Source organism: Sinorhizobium alkalisoli, from assembly GCF_008932245.1.
GTDB lineage: Bacteria > Pseudomonadota > Alphaproteobacteria > Rhizobiales > Rhizobiaceae > Sinorhizobium > Sinorhizobium alkalisoli.
Genome location: NZ_CP034910.1, coordinates 734,953 through 749,316, shown reverse-complemented (window position 1 = coordinate 749,316; position 14,364 = coordinate 734,953). Strand labels below are relative to the sequence as shown.

At 62.9% G+C, this 14,364-nt stretch carries 13 protein-coding genes; 7 read left to right on the top strand and 6 right to left on the bottom strand.

Annotated elements, in window-relative coordinates; all coding sequences use genetic code 11:
* Nucleotides 1-98 precede the first annotated feature (98 nt).
* From catA to EKH55_RS21125, 3 genes are all read right to left on the bottom strand, one after another.
* A complete protein-coding gene (gene catA, locus EKH55_RS21135; RefSeq protein ID WP_151613003.1) occupies nt 99-1,037 on the bottom strand; it encodes a catechol 1,2-dioxygenase in 939 nt (312 codons plus the stop codon).
* Nucleotides 1,038-1,111: 74 nt separating this feature from the next.
* Nucleotides 1,112-1,402, bottom strand: a complete 291-nt coding sequence (gene catC, locus EKH55_RS21130; protein WP_069456723.1) for a muconolactone Delta-isomerase — start codon at nt 1,400-1,402, stop codon at nt 1,112-1,114.
* A 4-nt stretch (nt 1,403-1,406) separates the two neighbouring features.
* The gene (locus EKH55_RS21125; RefSeq protein ID WP_151613002.1) at nt 1,407-2,558 is read right to left on the bottom strand and encodes a muconate/chloromuconate family cycloisomerase; all 1,152 of its coding nucleotides are present in this window, start codon (nt 2,556-2,558) and stop codon (nt 1,407-1,409) included.
* 95 nt (nt 2,559-2,653) lie between these two features.
* On the opposite strand from EKH55_RS21125, the gene EKH55_RS21120 reads away from it, so the two are divergent.
* The 4 genes from EKH55_RS21120 (at nt 2,654) to EKH55_RS21105 (ending at nt 7,333) form a co-directional block, all read left to right on the top strand.
* On the top strand, nt 2,654-3,586 hold the full coding sequence (locus EKH55_RS21120) for a LysR family transcriptional regulator (protein WP_151613001.1): 933 nt from the start codon (nt 2,654-2,656) through the stop codon (nt 3,584-3,586).
* A gap of 512 nt (nt 3,587-4,098) precedes the next feature.
* Nucleotides 4,099-5,616 (top strand): DUF4153 domain-containing protein, encoded by a 1,518-nt coding sequence (locus EKH55_RS21115; RefSeq protein ID WP_151613000.1) that lies wholly within the window; start codon nt 4,099-4,101, stop codon nt 5,614-5,616.
* Nucleotides 5,617-5,630: 14 nt separating this feature from the next.
* Nucleotides 5,631-6,320 (top strand): response regulator, encoded by a 690-nt coding sequence (locus tag EKH55_RS21110; RefSeq protein ID WP_151612999.1) that lies wholly within the window; start codon nt 5,631-5,633, stop codon nt 6,318-6,320.
* Nucleotides 6,317-7,333, top strand: coding sequence for a sensor histidine kinase (locus tag EKH55_RS21105; RefSeq protein ID WP_151612998.1), 1,017 nt, complete (start codon nt 6,317-6,319; stop codon nt 7,331-7,333). The genes EKH55_RS21110 and EKH55_RS21105 overlap by 4 nt, the downstream gene beginning before the upstream one ends.
* A 51-nt stretch (nt 7,334-7,384) precedes the next feature.
* On the opposite strand, the gene EKH55_RS21100 is transcribed toward EKH55_RS21105, so the two are convergent.
* From EKH55_RS21100 to dctP, 3 genes are all read right to left on the bottom strand, one after another.
* On the bottom strand, nt 7,385-8,692 hold the full coding sequence (locus EKH55_RS21100; protein WP_151612997.1) for a TRAP transporter large permease: 1,308 nt from the start codon (nt 8,690-8,692) through the stop codon (nt 7,385-7,387).
* Nucleotides 8,689-9,267, bottom strand: a complete 579-nt coding sequence (locus tag EKH55_RS21095) for a TRAP transporter small permease (RefSeq protein WP_151612996.1) — start codon at nt 9,265-9,267, stop codon at nt 8,689-8,691. Before EKH55_RS21095 ends, EKH55_RS21100 begins: the two co-directional genes overlap by 4 nt.
* Before the next feature lie 70 nt (nt 9,268-9,337).
* On the bottom strand, nt 9,338-10,342 hold the full coding sequence (gene dctP / locus EKH55_RS21090) for a TRAP transporter substrate-binding protein DctP (RefSeq protein ID WP_192803856.1): 1,005 nt from the start codon (nt 10,340-10,342) through the stop codon (nt 9,338-9,340).
* Between the two features lie 261 nt (nt 10,343-10,603).
* On the opposite strand from dctP, the gene EKH55_RS21085 reads away from it, so the two are divergent.
* The 3 genes from EKH55_RS21085 to EKH55_RS21075 all read left to right on the top strand — a co-directional run bounded on the left by EKH55_RS21085 (nt 10,604) and on the right by EKH55_RS21075 (nt 14,350).
* On the top strand, nt 10,604-11,986 hold the full coding sequence (locus EKH55_RS21085; protein ID WP_151612994.1) for an aminotransferase-like domain-containing protein: 1,383 nt from the start codon (nt 10,604-10,606) through the stop codon (nt 11,984-11,986).
* Complete coding sequence (locus EKH55_RS21080; RefSeq protein WP_151612993.1) at nt 11,986-13,242, top strand: NAD(P)/FAD-dependent oxidoreductase; 1,257 nt, start codon at nt 11,986-11,988, stop codon at nt 13,240-13,242. The genes EKH55_RS21085 and EKH55_RS21080 overlap by 1 nt, the downstream gene beginning before the upstream one ends.
* A gap of 124 nt (nt 13,243-13,366) precedes the next feature.
* Nucleotides 13,367-14,350, top strand: coding sequence for a L,D-transpeptidase family protein (locus tag EKH55_RS21075; RefSeq protein WP_151612992.1), 984 nt, complete (start codon nt 13,367-13,369; stop codon nt 14,348-14,350).
* Nucleotides 14,351-14,364: the final 14 nt, after the last annotated feature.

Here is a 14,364-nt window from a genome sequence, read left to right as displayed (position 1 = left end):
GCAAAGATCGCGCTGTCGGCGGCGCAGCCTTTGCAACAAAGTCGTTGATGACGGTGGTTCAGAGGGCTGGCGGCCCAGCGGACCGCCGGCCTCGCCGCTTAAGCGGCCGCGCGCTTGCGCAGTTCGTTGATCTGGTTGTCGACGCCGTTCACCAGGGCTGTAAGGTGAATGTCGAACTTGATCTCCGCAAAGCGACCGCTCAAGCCGTTGGCTTTGATGCTGGCCTCGTCGGTCCGCTCGACGACGGCCGGAACCAGACCGTCGCGCGTCGCATAGGCGAAGTCGTCATTGACCAGCGGGTCGCCTTCGATATTGATCTGGGTCGTCAGTTTGCGGTGGTCGTCCGCGCTGATGAAGAAGTGAATATGCGCCGGACGCTGGCCGTGGCGCCCGAGCGCGGAAAGCAGCTGCTCGGTCGGGCTTCCCGGCGGCACGCCGTAGCCGTGCGGCACGATGCTCTGGAACTTGTAACAGCCGTTCTCGTCGGTGATGATCGTGCGGCGCATGTTGAACGGCGCCTGCTTGCCCGTTGGGTCGAAGTGCGAATAGAAGCCGCGCGTATCACAGTGCCAGACTTCGACTTTGGCACCCGGCAGCGGTTTACCGTCCGCGCCGTTTACAGTGCCGTGCATGATGAGCGTGTGCCCGTTTTCGTCGGCACCGTCGTCAAGACGGGCAAAGCCGTGCGAGACCGGCGCGCCCGCCACGTAGAGCGGACCTTCGATGGTGCGCGGGGTCGGATTGTCGATGCCGAGTGCCGCATCGATCGCGTCGAGACGCTCGTCGAGGAAATGGTCGAGGCCGAGGCCGGGGGAGATTAGGCCCGCCTGGCCGGCGGCGCCGAGATCATTGAGCCAGGCAATGCCGGCCCAGTATTCGTCGGGGGTGATGTCGAGATCGTCGATCGCTTTGAAAAGGTCTGAGACGATGCGGTGGACGATCTGTTTGACGCGGGGGTTGCCGTCCGCCTTCTCCAAACCGCTGAGGGCCTTCAGAAAGTCCTGAATGTCCGGCCTGTCGAAAATTTTCACGTTCATCTTAATTCCTCCTCGGATTGCTTTTGTGAACTGACGCGGTTCCCGTCCTCCCGGGATCACCGCTGATTAAGGTCCTAGATGTTGTCCTCGCGGATCGATGAAGGGTGCCGACAGAGCGGCACCACCTTGACGTCCATGAAGGGAAAGAGCGGCAACGTGGACAGAATCTCGTGCAACTCGCCCGGCCCGCTCACATCGAAAATGCTCACATTCGCGTAGCGGCCGGCCACGCGCCACAGGTGGCGCCATTTGCCGGAGCGCTGCAGGTCCTGCGCCCGCTCGCGTTCCGTGGCCTTGAGCTCCGCAGCGACGTCCGAGGACAGATCGTGCGGCAGACTGACGGTCATCTCGACATGAAACAACATGATCTCACCCCACCACGCGCAGGGTCGAAGCGTGCTTGCCGTCCCTGCGGAAACGATTGACGGCTTCCTCCGAAAGAGCCACGCCGAGCCCCGGTCCCTTTGGCAATTGCAGCTCGAAGCTCTCGAAGCGAAGCGGCTCCTCCAGGATCTCCTCGGTCAAAAGCAGGGGGCCGAAGAACTCGGTGCCCCATTCCAGTTCCTTGACGCCTGCCATCAACTGGGAGGCGGCAATCGTGCCGATCGGTCCCTCCAGCATGGTGCCGCCATAGATGCCGACGCCCGCGGCTTCCGCGATGGCGATCACCCGGGCGGCGGCAAACAACCCGCCCGCCTGTTCGATCTTGACCGAGAACACGTCGGCGGCGCGCGCAGTTGCCGCCTCGAGCGCGCTTTCAGGTCCGACCAGGACCTCGTCGGCCATGATGGCGATCGGGGAAGTGCGGCGCAGCCGGGCGAGCGCCGTGATCCCCTGCACCGGCTGCTCCACGAGCACGCAGCCAACATCGGCCAGAGCCGCGATCGCATTGCGCGCCTCCCGCTCCCGCCACGCCATGTTCACGTCGACCCGGATGGAGGCCAAGTCCGGCAATGCCTTGCGGATGGCGCCCACATGCCGGATATCCTCTTCGATCGATTTGACGCCGATCTTCAGCTTGAAGTCCTTGTGGCGCCGCAGGTCGAGCATGGCTTGTGCCTCATCGATGTCCTTGGCAGTGTCGCCGGAGGCGAGCGTCCAGGCGATCGGGAGGCTTTCGCGCCGCCGGCCCCCAAGCAGTTCCGATATCGGCAGACCAAGACGGCGCGCATGGCAATCGAGGAGCGCCGCCTCGACCGCGCATTTGGCGAAGTGATTGCCCTTTACCGCCTTGAGCACGAGGTCCATGGCTGCCTGGATGCGCGTCGCGTCACGGCCGATCAGCAACGGCGCGATGTACTCGTCGATCGTCAATTTCATGCCTTCCGGACTTTCCGGCCCGTAGGCGAGACCGCCGATCGTTGTCCCCTCCCCCAGTCCCTCGAAGCCGTCGGAGCAACGGACGCGGACGATCGTCATGCTTTGCCGGTTCATGGTCACCATCGACAGCCGGTGCGGTCGGATGGTGGGCAGATCGAGTATAATCGTTTCGATCGCGCTGATGCGGCTTTCCATAGACACTGGGCTTTCCTCCCTTGATTGCAAGGAAATTAGCGTCCACTTTAAAATCCGTCCAAAACTATATAAGTTGGAATTGATACCTGAAAGGTATAGTAATGGAGCTGAGGCAGCTGCGCTATTTTCTTGCCGTCGCGCGCGAGCGGAACTTCTCGCGCGCCGCGGAAATCCTGCACATCGCGCAGCCGCCCCTCAGCCGGCAGATACAACAATTGGAAGACGAACTCGGCGTCCTGCTTATCGACCGATCGAGCCGTCCGCTCGACCTGACGGAGGCTGGCCGCTTTTTCTACGAGCAGTCCGGCCAGATCATGGCCCGGATCGAACACATCCGCGAGCAGACGCGCAAGATCGGCTTGTCGAAACGGGAGCGTTACGTCATCGGCTGCGTCGGCTCGACGCTTTATGGTGGCATACCGGACCTCGTCCGCCGCATGCTCAGGCGCTGGCCGGATCTCGACATAGAAATCCGGGAGATGATGTCGACCGAGCAGGTCACCGCTCTCAAGGAGAGGCGGATAGATCTCGGCTTCGGCCGGGTTCGCTTCAACGACAGGGAGGTCGAGAGACTCACTCTGCGCGAGGAGCGACTGGTCGTCGCAATCCCAAAAGGACATCCGAAATCGCTCTCCGCCGACCCGATCGCGCTTTCCGAACTGGAGGGCGAACCGCTGATCGTCTATCCGTCGGCGCCGCGGCCGAGCTTTGCCGACGAGATCCTCAACATGTTGACCGAGCAAGGCGTTTCTCCCGGCAGCGTGGAAGAGGTCCGCGAAATTCAGACGGCATTGGGTATCGTCGCGGCCGGGATGAGCTTGTGCGTCATTCCCGCGGCGTCGCAGCGGCAAAGGCCGGACGACGTGTGCTATCGCACTATCAAGGACGAGAACGCCACGTCGCCGATCATCATGAGCTTCCGGCGCGACGATCCGAAAGGCAGGATCGAAGAGATCAAGCAGCTTATTCGCGAGATGTACGCCGACAACCCGCCTTGGCTGCAACTCTCCAACGTGCAACTCGACGGTACGTGAGGCTTCGATTGCCGGGAGACCAGCCATGGCGGAGCGTCGACAGAGCAGTGGCGCGGGAGTGACGGCAAAAATGACCGATAACGCCCGCTGATGAGCCGATGCGCTGGACTCCAAGCATCGGTCTTTCCGGAAGTCGGGCCCGGTTCTCGGGCGGATGCGCCGGCTTCCTCCTACGGGCGGCGTTCGTCCGGATCCGAAGGCAGGTTGAATTGGAGCACTGCCCCCGAAGGCTTGTTCGCAACAGCCCGACATGAGAGCCGCGGTTGTCGGCGCTCCCGAACAACGCCCCGCGTGGTCTGCGCTCCTGAATAACTCCCAAGAGCCTGCACGGAATCTGCAAATCCCGGCGACATCCTGTCGCCATGACCCACTTCGAACTCTCTTCCTCTCCCTCCCACCAGGTTCCAGACCGCCTCCATGAAGATGGATGGTGGCTGACGTTGGAAACGAGTTGCAGACGCGTGCCTCCGGCTACGAGCGCGGACAGATGTTCACCAAGGAGAAAACTGCCGATGACAATGACCGATAGCGCCGCGGTTCAGCAGCAGGCCGGCCGAAGGAACGGCAATATGCTCGTCCTGCTGACCCTCGTGGCGTCTGCCGATACCCTGTTCTTCCAACAACCGCTCGGCATCAACATGTTTCTGTTCGCCATCGCCGTGACGGCCGGAGTCCTGCTTTCAGCCCCGAAGCCACTTGCGTTACGACCGGCCGTCACCCTTGCGGCGGTTGCATTCGTGGCGTCCGCCCCGCTCCTGGAATCCCCCTCGATACCAGGAGGCTTTTTCGCGGCTTTCGGGCTTGCGCTCGCGGCCCTCGCCCGATCGAGGCTCATGCCGCAGCGCCTTACCGCGCTTCCTTCTGTGCTCTTGCGGTTTGCACTTGCGGCTCCCATGCGGCTCGCCAGAGACTGGAGCAAATCGCGGGCCGATCGTGTCTCGCGCCAGGCTGCCAAGGTCCTCCCGAAACTCGTTGCCTGGCTCATTCCGGGACTGTTCACATTGGTATTTCTCACCCTCTTGTCATTTGCCAATCCTCTGATCGAGCAAGTCCTGTCGAATATAGACTTCGCCGCAATCCTTCATTTCCTCAATCCTTTGCGTCTCGCCTTCTGGCTAGCGACCGCGGCTGCCGTCTGGCCGCTCCTGCGGCCCCGGCTCAAGCGGCGCCGCAGAATGGCGCAAAGCGAAACCGGCGAAGCTTTCGGCGGCAATCTGTTCGGGCAAGCTGCCGTTTTCCGTTCGCTGCTGATCTTCAACGCTTTGTTCGCGGTCCAGACGTCGCTTGACCTTGTCTACCTTTGGGGCGGAGCGGAGCTGCCGGACGGAATGACGCATGCGGAATATGCCCATCGCGGCGCCTATCCCCTCGTCCTGACGGCCCTGCTTGCCGGTGCATTCGTCCTCGTCGTCATGCGCAGCAAGGGGCCGGGCGAGAAAAGCCCGGTGATCCGCGGACTCGTCCATGCGTGGATCGGCCAGAACATCCTGCTTTGCGTCTCTTCGATCCTGAGACTCGATCGTTATGTTGAAGCCTACTCTTTGACGGAGTTGCGGGTGGCGGCGGGCATCTGGATGGGCCTCGTTGCGGTTGGCCTCGCGCTCATCCTACTGCGTATCCTGCTGCGCCGGTCCAACGAATGGCTGATCGCCATGAATCTGACAGCTCTGGCTGCGACGCTCTACGTCTGCGCTTTCACGGACTTCCCCGCGTTGATCGCACGCTTCAACGTGGAGTATAGCCGCGCACTTGCCGGGGAGGGCATGCCTCTGGACCTAGATTACGTCTACTCGCTCGGCCCTGCCGCCGTTCCAGCGCTCGACACCTACATTGCGGCGCTCCCGCAAGCTGCCGACGAAAAGACTGGCGCACTTTCTGTGAGGACCCGCCTTGAAGCTGACGCTCTTGCATCCGCAAACAACTGGCGAAGCTGGAGCTTCCGTGCCCATCGGCTTCGGCGCTACCTTTCCGGGCATAAAAACATTGCATGGGCGGCGCAGCGCGCTAAGAACGATCCGCAAGACTTTTGACAGGACCCAAACCCGTGTCACGCATCCTGGTCGTTGATGACGAGCCCCATATTCGCGACGTGATTTGCTTTGCGGTCGAGCGTGCCGGCATGAACCCGGTCATGGCAAGGAACGGAACCGAAGCGATGATGGCGTTCCATCGGGGAAACATCGATCTCGCTATTCTCGACATCGGCATGCCGGAAATCGACGGCTTGGAAGTCTGCCGCCGTATCCGCGCGGTGTCGGCCTTGCCGATTCTGTTTCTCTCCGCGCGCGACGATGAAATCGACAAGGTCATCGGACTGGAGATCGGCGGCGACGATTATGTCACCAAGCCCTTCAGCCCGCGAGAACTGGTGGCGCGCGTGAAGGCCATCCTGAAGCGGGCGGGCGGAGCCGAGCAGCAATCGTCCTTGAGCCGAGGGCCCGTGCGGCTCGACCGTGATGGCAGATCTGTCGCCTATGGCGGTGTCGAGATCGGCCTGACCGCAGTCGAGTTTTCCATTCTCGCGGCCATGCTTGTCCGGCCAGCCACGGTGTTCTCCAGGGAGCAACTGATGGCGGCCGCTTATGGCGCCGGCATTCATGTCGCCGACCGCACCATCGACAGCCATATCCGGAACATCCGGGCGAAGTTCGTCAAGGCCGGATGCACAAGCATCGTTGCAACGGTCCATGGCGTCGGTTTCAAGCTTGCCGTAGAACCGGGGTCCGATGCATGACGCGGGCCCCCAGGATCAGGCGGAAATGGCGACCGACGCTGGCTTTGGTCGTCTATTCGGTCCTGCTTGCGGTAATGGCGCTGCCTGGCACGATCCTCATATGGTTTCGTGCCGTCGAGAATGACACCGACACCCTTGCCGCAACGGAGGCCGGCGCTTTGGTCATCGCCCTGGTGTTCACCCTGGGTGTCGCCTACGTGCTGACGCGCAGCGTCACTGGGCCGATCGAAGCCTTGATCGGCCGAACTGAAGAAATCGCACGCGGTGGACGTGCGGCGCTGAAGCCGCTGGAGCGATACGGCACTCGTGAGATCGCCACTCTGTCGCAAAGCTTTCTCGATTTGGCCAGCGAACTGGTCGACCGCTCCGACTATGTGCGTTCCTTCGCCGCCCATGTGTGCCACGAATTGAAATCGCCGCTAACGGCGATCAGGGGCGCCGCCGAGCTTCTGATCGATGATGACACGGAAGCGCCCATGTCAAGAGCGCAAAGCCGCCGCTTCCTCGAGAATATCCTTGCCGATGCCGAAAGGCTCGATCGCTTGCTTGCCCGGCTGCGGGAGCTCGCACAGGCCGAGCTTCCGGCGATGAAGGGCCAGACGACAGTCGCCGAGGTCGCGACCGAACTCAGTCGGCGGTTCCAAGGACTTGAGGTCACAAGTTCTGGCGATGTCGAGACCCCCATTGCCCTGCCTCGTGAAGCCCTGGCGATCGCGATCGCCAACATCGCGGAAAATGCCGACCAGCACGGGGCTTCCAGGCTCAGGCTCGCTGCCTCATCCGGAGAGCGCACCCTCGCCCTGTTCGTCGTCGATGATGGCGCGGGGATTGCAGAAGGCAATCGCGACCTCATATTTCAGCCGTTCTTCTCGACTCGCCGTGAGAGTGGCGGTACCGGCATGGGCCTCGCGATCACACAAGCCATGCTCGCCTCTCATGGCGGCGCGATCAGGCTCGTGGATACCGGTGGTCGAGGCGCCGGGTTCGAGCTTGTCTTGCCCATCGCCGCCTGATCGGGGCAGCGCTCGCGCCTCTATCAAGGTGTCGGACATGGCCCCGACGCCTCATGGGGCCCCCAGAACGAGCCGCGGCAGGGCAAGCGACAGCTCGGGCACGAAGGTCGTCAACAGCACCACGGGAAGATAGGCAAGAAAGACGAAAACCAGGGTGGGCTTCAGCATCGGGCCAAGCGGCGTCTTGCCGATCAGCGCAGCAAAATACAGGATCGGCGCCGTCGGCGGCGTGATCAGTCCCATGCCGAGATTGGTTGCGATGATTGCCGCAAACTGGACTGGGTCGACCCCGGCCTGCTGCATGACCGGCATGAGCAGGGGCGAGGCCAGCAGGATGCCGCTGACGTCCTCCATGAACATGCCGATGACCATCAGGAAGAGATTGGCGAGCAGCAGCAGCACGATCGGGTTGTCGCTGACACTCATGAAGCCGTCGAGAATCTGCTGGGGCACATTTTCAAGCGTCCAGACGCGGGCGAGCATGGCCGCGAAGAAGATGAGGACGAGAAGGACGCCAGTCGTCTGTCCGGCCCGCCAGAAGACCTCAGCGAGATCCCGCCAGCCTATGTCCTTGTAGAGATAGATCGAAACCGGGATGGCGTAGACCACGGCAACGGCGGCGGCCTCCGTCGGCGTGGTCACGCCGCCATAGATGAAACCGAGGATGATCAAGGGCATGGCAAGCCCCAAGGCCGCCTTCTTCGTGCACAGCGCCACCTCGCGCGCGACCGCCCGTGCCGGAAGAGGCGGCGGAACGGAGATCGGCATGTTTCGCGTCAGCGCGAAATTCCAGAAGGCGAGCAGGCCGCACAGCAGAAGGCCCGGCACGACGGGCGCCAGGAAGCAGGCGAGGATCGAGGTTCCCGTCACCCAGCCGAACAGGATCATCGAGGCGCTCGGCGGAATGAGCAACGCCAGCACTGCCGAGGCGGAGACAAGCGCTGTCGCATAGCCGCGACTGTATCCTCGCTCTTCCATGCGCGGGATCATGATCGTGCCGATCGCCGCCACGGCGGACGAGGCCATGCCTGAAATGGCGCCGAATACGGCCGTGGCCATGATAACGACGATGCCGAGGCCGCCGCGCAGGCGCCCGAAGACGGAATCGGCGAGAATGACCAGCCGGGTCGCGATGCCGCCCTGGCTCATGATGCCTCCAGCCAGGATGTAGAGCGGAATGGCGATAATCACGAGCGACGACATCTTCGAATAACCCGCACCAATGAGGAAGGTCGCCGCCCCGAGGTCGCCGAACAGCATCAGCACGAGCACGGCACCGGCAAAGCAGAGCGGGACGGGAACGCCGATGACGAGAAGCACGGTCAAGAGCAGGGCATCGAGGACGATCAGACTGTTCATTTCCGGCTGCCCTTGAACATGCGGGTAGAATTTTCAAGCAACTCGACGGCGAAATAGAGCGTCATCAGCGACAGGCAGACCGGCATGATGCCGTGCACCCAACCCATGTGGATGCCGACTTCGAGGGACATGGTGCCGCGCTTCAGCGTAAAGGCGAGATATTGCCAGGCCCACAGGCTCATCCAGCCGCTAAGGACAACGGTGGTGGCGCTGGCGACAAGTGCAATCGCATGCCTGACACGCCCTTCGGGCACGAGGAGCTCGATGAGGCTTGCCGAGATGTGGCCGCGCTCCCAGGCGCCATGCGCAGCGCCGATGAAATACATGTACACCGCGACGAAGCTCGCAAGCTCCTCGATGCCGAAGATCGAGATGCCGAGCACATAGCGCGTGAAGACCTGCACCGCGATCAAAGCGGTCACGACGGCGCCGCAAGCAAGCAGCAGGAAGCGCTGAAGTTTCAGCTTGGCGTTCCACAGCCTCAAGCCGAGGCCGGACAGAAATGCAGGTGTGTTCACGCCGCTGTGGATGCTGCCGGGCACGGCAACGGCGACGCTGGCCTCGTCTTCCTTCATCAGCCTGCCTCTCCCGTAGGACCCCGTGAAGATATGGGCCCGCCGCGCGTGGGCGGGCCCTGTGCATATATCACATGCCGAGCGAGGCCTTGAGCTGGTCGAGCGTTTCCTGGCCGAGTTCGTCGGCAATCTGCGGCCATACGTCCGCGCGGGCGACTCCGGCGAGCTTTTCCAAGGTCGCGTCGTCGAAGGTCACGACGTCGATACCGGCGGCCCGCATTGATTCGAGTGCCTTGGCGTCCGCCGCCTTCACCTGCTCGAACCGTTCGGCGCTGACCTCCTGCGCGGCCTCAAGGAGAATTTTCTGGTCAGCCTCGGGCAGCGCTGCATAGCGGTCCGAATTGACGATGAACCAGTCACCCTCGAAATGGTCGTTGTACTGGATCCAGGTCTTTGTGATGTCCTTGAAGGATTCCAACGCCATATTCGCCGTACCGCCGATCTGACCGTCGACGACGCCGGTCTGCATGCCGGTATAGAGTTCGGCCCAGGGCAGGGTCGCCGTGTTGTAGCCGAAGCGCTCCAGAAGCACCTTGTGCGTGGTGCCGCCCGGCCAGACGCGGACCTTGAGATTGTGCTTGGCATCCGGATCGGCCGGGTTCTCGACGGCCTTGGCGAAGCCCGCGCCGCCCATGCCTTCGCCATAGACGCCGAGCGGCGTCAGTCCCTTGGCGGAGATGGCCTCATTGACAATCTTGAACACTGCGCCGCCTGGCGAGAGCGATACCTTGGCCGTTTCGTAGTTGGTGAAGGCGTACGGGAACCAGGTAATTGCCAGCCGCTTGTCGTCGGCAGTCGCCAGCGGCTGCATCGCCATGTCCACCGCACCCTGCATGACCTGCTCGTACACCTCGGTCCAGTCCCCGAGCTGGCTTGCCGGATAGACCTTTACCTCTATCCGCCCCTCCGTGCGCTCCGCCACGAGCTTGGCGAATTTCAGAGCGGCCGCCTCGCCCTCGGACCCGGGCTGCTTCAGCGTCGACAGCCGTATCGTTTCGGCATGCGCAACGCTGGCGAACATCAACGCCGCGGCAAGGGACAAAACCCGCACCGACGGTTTCATGGCATCAGACATCATAGTTACTCCTCCGTTTGCGTGGCCGGCAGACCAGCCGGCCGAACGATTGGCCCCTTGTTGTATGGTCATACAATCCGTATTTTTCTTAGAGCTAACACTGTATTTGTCCGATCGTCAATTAGGGAAAGCGATTGATTTGATGCGGGACAGGTGAAAAGTTTCCCACAGCAACCGGGAACGCAACTATTGTATGACATTGCATGAACAGACCACATGTGGCACAAGTCACACAAAGTGGGAGAAGGCTTCTGACGAACGATGTTCGAAAAACTCAAATTCACGCCCGGCGATGTGCCGATCTACCGGCAGATCGCTGACCGTATCGCAAGCGAGATCAGTGAGGGACGGCTTGCGATCGGCGACCGGCTGCCGCCGCAGCGCGACATCGCCCGCATGGCAGGCGTCAATCTGACCACGGTCACGCGCGCCTTCGCAGACCTGCAACAGCGCGGCTTGGTCGAAAGCCGACCGGGTCGCGGGTCGATCATTGCCGATCCGTCGATCACTGCGAGCTTCAAGTCCTCGCCGGTCGAGGAGCAGGGTTTCATCGATCTTTCGGTGAACCGCCCGGCGACGACCGGCTATCTCGAAGCGCTCGCGGCCCTGATGCCGCACCTGGCCGATGACCGGCGCTACCCGGTGCTTCAGGATTTCCATGCGCCCGAAGGGCCGGCATGGGCGCGTGAGGCGCTCGCCGCCTGGTTAGCGCCGGTTTCCGGCACGAACGATCCGGCGCAGGTCATCATGACCAATGGCGCGCAGCATGGGCTGGCCTGCGTGCTTGGTGCCTTCGCCCGGCCGGGCGACAGCATTCTAGCCGACGCCATCACCTATCAGGGGATTGGAGCGCTCTGCCGCTCGCTGGACCTCACCTTGCGGCCGGTCGCCATGGATGCCGGCGGCATGCGGCCGGACGCTTTCGAGGAGGCCTGCGTCGCGCACAATCCGAGTGCCGTCTTCCTTGTGCCGACCCTGCACAACCCGACCACCATCACGCTTGCTGCCGAGCGGCGGGCACAACTCGCCGCGATCGCCCGCAAGCACCGACTGCTGATCATCGAGGACGATGTGTATCGTCCTCTGAAGGTGGTTGCGCCGCCCGCCTTCGTGCTATCGGATCCCGACATCACTATCCACGTCGGAGGCCTGTCGAAATGCGTGGCGCCGGGTCTTCGTCTTGGTGCCGTCATCGCACCCAAGCCCATGGTCAGCGACATCGCGGCCATGTTGCGCATCAATTGCTGGAGCACAAGCCCGCTGAATGCGCTCGTGGCGACCCGGATGATCGAGGACGGACTGGTCTCGAGCGTGATCGCGGGGCAGCGGGCCGAATTCGTCGCAAGGCAGGCGATCGTGCGTGAGGTGCTGTCGGGTTTCGACCTCATGACCGACGACGTTGCCACCCATTTCTGGCTGCAGCTTCCCGACCCCTGGCATGGAAATGCTTTCGCGCGCGCCGCAAGCCAGGCAGGCGTCGGCGTGCTCGCGGGCGAGGTCTTCGCGGTCGGCCGGGATTCCATCGCACATGCGGTCCGCATCAATGTCGGTGCCGCCCGGTCGCGCGCAAGCCTTCGCCATGCGCTCGAGGCCCTGCGTGAAGTGCTGTCGGGCGGGCGCCGTCTCTTCGATACGATGATCTGATGTCGTTGGCCGAGACGAGTGAGCGTGAGATCATCATCATCGGCGCGGGCGTCGTGGGCCTCGCCACGGCGCTGCGGCTCGCCGCCAGCGGACGCAACGTCGCGATCCTCGACCCGCACGAGCCCGGCTCCGGCGCATCCTACGGCAATGCCGGAACGATCGCCAACTATGCCGTCATGCCCGTCGGCACGCCTTCGGTCTTGAAGAACCTGCCGCGGCTCCTGTTCGACCGCGACAGCCCTCTGTCGGTACGGCATGCTGCTATCCCCGCCCTGATGCCATGGCTACTCCGGTTCGCCTGGCAATCCCTGCCCGGCAATGCGGCACGCAATGCCGCCGTCATCGCCGCCCTGCTCGCCGACTCGCTATCCGCCTGGCGCGATCTCGCCACCGAAATCGGGGCAGAGGATCTCCTTCGGCAGAACGGCTGCCTTTATCTTTACGACGATCCCGCTTCCCTTGCCTATGCGGCGGACGATATGGCCGTGCGGAAGCGGTTCGGCATTGCGCAGGAGACGCTTTCACCGGAGGATGTGCACCGGCTGGAGCCCGCTCTTCCCCCTTTCGAGGGCGGCGGCGTTTTCTTCCCGGACGCCGTCAACCTGACGGACCCCGCCGCCATGATGCGGCGGCTGACCGAGGCGGTGAAGGCGGCCGGCGTCGAGATCATCCGCACGGAGGCGACGGCGATCACGCGAGAGACCGGAGGCGTGCATGTCTCATGCGCGGACGGCAGGCGCCGCCGCGCCCGGTCAGTCGTTGTCGCTGCCGGTGCCTATTCGCGACGCTTCGCGGCTCAGGCCGGCGATCCTGTCCCGCTCGATACCGAGCGTGGCTATCACGTCGAATACGATATGGAGACCCCGCCTCTTTCCCGACCGGTCTGCCCCACCGCCCGTGGTTTCTACCTCGTCCCGATGGCCGGACGTCTGCGCGTCGCCGGCACGGTCGAACTCGGCGGCCTCGCCGCGCCGCTCAATCCGCGACGCATTGCGCTGCTCGAACGCGGCGCGAAGGCGGTGTTCCCCGATCTCGGCAAACCCGATCGCCAATGGCTCGGCTTCCGCCCGTCCATGCCGGATTCGATCCCGGTCATCGGGGCGTCGAAGCAGGGCAACGATGTCATCTATGCCTTCGGCCATGGTCATCTCGGCCTGACGCTGGCACCGGTAACGGCCAATCTCGTAGAACGCATTCTGGCCGGCCAAAATCCGTCCGGGCCTCAGGCAGGCATCTCGCCGTGTCGGTTCCATTGACGTTCTCGTCAACCTGGGCCCGAGCTGCTTAGTCTCCACTACAGCGCCGCGCGTCGTATCAAGCGCCCACAGTAAGGAGACATGCAGCAGCGCGGTGGAACAAAGCTTGGTCGAAAGAGATTTCATGTTCATGAAGAACATGATCTCGCCCGCCGCATCCCTGATGCTGGCCCTCTGCACCACGGCCAGTGCTCAGGAGCTTCGTCCGGAAGACATCAACAATGCGCCCATCGCCTCTGCCCAGTCGGAGCGACCGTCGAGTGGTTCACCACGCCCCGATCCGTCCATCATTCGTCTCCAGGTTCTCCTGGATCGTGCGGGTTCATCTCCCGGCGTGATCGACGGCTACGACGGCGCCAATGTCACCAAAGCCGTCAAGGCATTCGAAGCCATGCAAGGTCTGCCCGTCGACGGAACGCTGGACCAGGACGTCCTCGCCCGCCTGTCGGATGACGCGGCCAGCGTCGGGAGCCACGTCGTTTCGGACGAAGATGCCAGGGATCTCGTCGACAGCATTCCCGAAGACTATTCGATGCAAGCCAAGATGGATCACCTTGAATATACAAGCGTAGCGGAGAAACTGTCCGAGCGCTTTCACATGGACATCGACCTTCTCAGGGCCCTTAATCCCGGCTCGTCATTTGCCGTCGGAGACACGGTTTCGGTCGTCCTGCCCGGGCTAGCCAAGGAGGGCTCGGTCGAACGTATAGAAGTTCGCAAAAGGGCGGGCCAAGTCCTGGCGTATGCGGGCGACGGTTCGCTGCTTACCGCCTATCCCGCAACGATTGGCAGCGACGAAACGCCTTCACCGTCGGGCATCCACAAAGTCAAGGGAGTCGCCCGGATGCCCCCTTACGTCTACAATCCCACGGTCAACTTCCAGCAGGGCGACAACAGCGAGCGCCTGACGCTGCCCCCTGGGCCGAACAACCCGGTAGGAAGCGTGTGGATCGACCTGACGCAGCCGACCTACGGGATTCACGGCACGCCGGAACCGTCCCTCATCGGCAAGGCCGGATCACATGGATGCGTTCGTCTGACGAACTGGGATGCCGAGGAACTGGCTGCTATGGTCAAGCCGGGAGTCGCCGTCGAGTTCGTCGAGTAGAGATGCGTGAACCT

What these genes read in the sequence shown, in the direction of transcription:
- catA (WP_151613003.1), bottom strand. Translation starts at nt 1,037, where the DNA reads ATGAACGTGAAAATTTTCGACAGGCCGGACATTCAGGACTTTCTGAAG.
- catC (WP_069456723.1), bottom strand. Translation starts at nt 1,402, where the DNA reads ATGTTGTTTCATGTCGAGATGACCGTCAGTCTGCCGCACGATCTGTCC.
- EKH55_RS21120 (WP_151613001.1), top strand. Translation starts at nt 2,654, where the DNA reads ATGGAGCTGAGGCAGCTGCGCTATTTTCTTGCCGTCGCGCGCGAGCGG.
- EKH55_RS21115 (WP_151613000.1), top strand. Translation starts at nt 4,099, where the DNA reads ATGACAATGACCGATAGCGCCGCGGTTCAGCAGCAGGCCGGCCGAAGG.
- EKH55_RS21105 (WP_151612998.1), top strand. Translation starts at nt 6,317, where the DNA reads ATGACGCGGGCCCCCAGGATCAGGCGGAAATGGCGACCGACGCTGGCT.
- EKH55_RS21100 (WP_151612997.1), bottom strand. Translation starts at nt 8,692, where the DNA reads ATGAACAGTCTGATCGTCCTCGATGCCCTGCTCTTGACCGTGCTTCTC.
- EKH55_RS21095 (WP_151612996.1), bottom strand. Translation starts at nt 9,267, where the DNA reads ATGAAGGAAGACGAGGCCAGCGTCGCCGTTGCCGTGCCCGGCAGCATC.
- dctP (WP_192803856.1), bottom strand. Translation starts at nt 10,342, where the DNA reads ATGTCTGATGCCATGAAACCGTCGGTGCGGGTTTTGTCCCTTGCCGCG.
- EKH55_RS21085 (WP_151612994.1), top strand. Translation starts at nt 10,604, where the DNA reads ATGTTCGAAAAACTCAAATTCACGCCCGGCGATGTGCCGATCTACCGG.
- EKH55_RS21080 (WP_151612993.1), top strand. Translation starts at nt 11,986, where the DNA reads ATGTCGTTGGCCGAGACGAGTGAGCGTGAGATCATCATCATCGGCGCG.
- EKH55_RS21075 (WP_151612992.1), top strand. Translation starts at nt 13,367, where the DNA reads ATGTTCATGAAGAACATGATCTCGCCCGCCGCATCCCTGATGCTGGCC.